Origin of the sequence: Ligilactobacillus aviarius subsp. aviarius DSM 20655 (assembly GCF_001436315.1) — a bacterium.
GTDB lineage: Bacteria > Bacillota > Bacilli > Lactobacillales > Lactobacillaceae > Ligilactobacillus > Ligilactobacillus aviarius.
On the sequence record NZ_AYZA01000005.1, the window covers coordinates 1 to 3,237 of the forward strand.

The 3,237-nt window shown below is 49.7% G+C and carries 2 rRNA genes; both read right to left on the reverse strand.

Annotated elements, in window-relative coordinates:
- Positions 1 to 117, reverse strand: a 5S ribosomal RNA gene (gene rrf, locus FC33_RS00855).
- An 80-nt stretch (positions 118 to 197) separates the two neighbouring features.
- A 23S ribosomal RNA gene (locus tag FC33_RS00860) occupies positions 198 to 3,107 on the reverse strand.
- Between the last annotated feature and the right edge of the window lie 130 nt (positions 3,108 to 3,237).

The following is a 3,237-nucleotide window of genomic DNA, read 5'->3' on the forward strand; positions in this document are numbered from 1 at the left end:
GCACGGCAACTTCCTACCCTCGCAGGAGGCGTTCCTCCAACTACTATCGGCGTTTTGAAGCTTAACTTCTGTGTTCGGAATGGAAACAGGTGTATCCTTCAAGCCATCATCACCGCACTTATTTTATTCAAGAGAACCTTGTTCCCTCAAAACTAGATAATAATTTCTCTTACCTTGAACTCCACGTCCCTTAACCTTTGGTTAAGTCCTCGACCGATTAGTAATGGTCCGCTCCATGCATCACTGCACTTCCACTTCCATCCTATCTACCTGATCATCTCTCAGGGGTCTTACTTCCTTACGGAATGGGAAATCCGATCTTGAGGTGAGTTTCGCACTTAGATGCTTTCAGCGTTTATCTCATCCATACATAGCTACCCAGCGCTGCCCCTGGCGGAACAACTGGTACACCAGCGGTATGTCCATCCCGGTCCTCTCGTACTAAGGACAGATCCTCTCAAATTTCCTACGCCCGCGACGGATAGGGACCGAACTGTCTCACGACGTTCTGAACCCAGCTCGCGTACCGCTTTAATGGGCGAACAGCCCAACCCTTGGGACCGACTACAGCCCCAGGATGCGATGAGCCGACATCGAGGTGCCAAACCTCCCCGTCGATGTGGACTCTTGGGGGAGATAAGCCTGTTATCCCCAGGGTAGCTTTTATCCGTTGAGCGACGGCCCTTCCATACGGAACCGCCGGATCACTAAGCCCGACTTTCGTCCCTGCTCGACTTGTAGGTCTCGCAGTCAAGCTCCCTTCTGCCTTTACACTCTGCGAATGATTTCCAACCATTCTGAGGGAACCTTTGGGCGCCTCCGTTACCTTTTAGGAGGCGACCGCCCCAGTCAAACTGCCCACCTGACACTGTCTCCCGCCGTGTTTGCCGGCGCAGGTTAGAGTGTTCATACAACGAGGGTAGTATCCCACCAACGCCTCCAGCGAAACTAGCGTTCCGCCTTCAATGGCTCCTACCTATCCTGTACAAGTTGTACAAACACCCAATATCAAGCTACAGTAAAGCTCCATGGGGTCTTTCCGTCCTGTCGCGGGTAACCCGCATCTTCACGGGTATTATAATTTCACCGAGTCTCTCGTTGAGACAGTGCCCAGATCGTTACGCCTTTCGTGCGGGTCGGAACTTACCCGACAAGGAATTTCGCTACCTTAGGACCGTTATAGTTACGGCCGCCGTTTACTGGGGCTTCAATTCTGAGCTTCGCCGAAGCTAACTCATCCTCTTAACCTTCCAGCACCGGGCAGGCGTCAGCCCCTATACTTCATCTTACGATTTTGCAGAAACCTGTGTTTTTGATAAACAGTCGCCTGGGCCTTTTCACTGCGGCTGACCCGGAGGTCAGCACCCCTTCTCCCGAAGTTACGGGGTCATTTTGCCGAGTTCCTTAACGAGAGTTCTCTCGCTCACCTTAGGATTCTCTCCTCGACTACCTGTGTCGGTTTGCGGTACGGGTATCAAGATCCTCACTAGAAGCTTTTCTTGGCAGTGTGACATCGATCTCTTCACTACTTTAATTTCGTTCCCCATCACAACTTGTTGTTACGCAACTAAGCATTTGACTCAGCTACCAACTCATTGCTTGGACGCACATTTCCAGCCGTGCGCTTCTCTAGCCTCCTGCGTCCCTCCATCGTTCAAACAGATCTTAATAGTACAGGAATCTCAACCTGTTATCCATCGCTTACGCCTCTCGGCCTCAGCTTAGGTCCCGACTAACCCTGGGTGGACGAGCCTTCCCCAGGAAACCTTAGTCATTCGGTGGATTAGATTCTCACTAATCTTTCGCTACTCATACCGGCATTCTCACTTCTAAGCGCTCCACCAGTCCTTACGATCTAGCTTCGTTGCCCTTAGAACGCTCTCCTACCATGCACTACGTGCATCCACAATTTCGGTAATGTGTTTAGCCCCGTTACATTTTCGGCGCAGGATCACTCGACTAGTGAGCTATTACGCACTCTTTGAATGGTGGCTGCTTCTGAGCCAACATCCTAGTTGTCTATGCAATCCCACATCCTTTTCCACTTAACACATATTTAGGGACCTTAATTGGTGGTCTGGGCTGTTTCCCTTTCGACTACGGATCTTATCACTCGCAGTCTGACTCCCGGATATAGATCTGTGGCATTCGGAGTTTATCTGAATTCAGTAACTCTTGATGAGCCCCTAGTCCAAACAGTGCTCTACCTCCACGATCCTTTACTCCGAGGCTAGCCCTAAAGCTATTTCGGAGAGAACCAGCTATCTCCAAGTTCGTTTGGAATTTCACCGCTACCCACACCTCATCCTAGCATTTTTCAACATACACAGGTTCGGTCCTCCAGTGCGTTTTACCGCACCTTCAACCTGGACATGGGTAGGTCACCTGGTTTCGGGTCTACACCTACATACTGAAACGCCCGTTTCAGACTCGCTTTCGCTGCGGCTCCGGACTTTCCTCCTTAACCTCGCATGCAAGCGTAACTCGCCGGTTCATTCTACAAAAGGCACGCCATCACTCATTAACGAGCTCTGACTACTTGTAGGCACATGGTTTCAGGAACTATTTCACTCCCCTCCCGGGGTGCTTTTCACCTTTCCCTCACGGTACTGGTTCACTATCGGTCACTAGGTAGTATTTAGCCTTGGGAGATGGTCCTCCCGGATTCCGACGGAGTTTCACGTGTTCCGCCGTACTCAGGATCCTGGACTGAGGAAACAACGTTTCGCTTACAGGACGGTTGCCTTCTCTGGTCGATCTTCCCAGATCGTTCAGCTACGTTATCTCTTGGTAACTCAAATGTCCAGTCCTACAACCCCAAAAAGCAAGCTTCTTGGTTTGGGCTGTTCCCACTTCGCTCGCCGCTACTATGGGAATCGAATTTCTTTCTCTTCCTGCGGGTACTTAGATGTTTCAGTTCCCCGCGTCTTCCTTCAACTAAGCTATGAATTCACTTAGCGATAAAACCTCACGGTTTTGGGTTTCCCCATTCGGAAATCTCCGGGTCATTGCTTACTTACAGCTTGCCGAAGCTTATCGCAGTTAGTCACGTCCTTCATCGGCTCCTAGTGCCAAGGCATCCACCATGCGCCCTTAATAACTTAACCTCAACTATCTTATGATAGTGGTCTATGAGTTTAGCGATTAAGAACTTTTTCTTGTTTTAAACTCTTTAAAACGCGGTGTTCTCGGTTTTATAAAGAAATAAATTATTATCTAGTTTTCAAAGAACAAGTT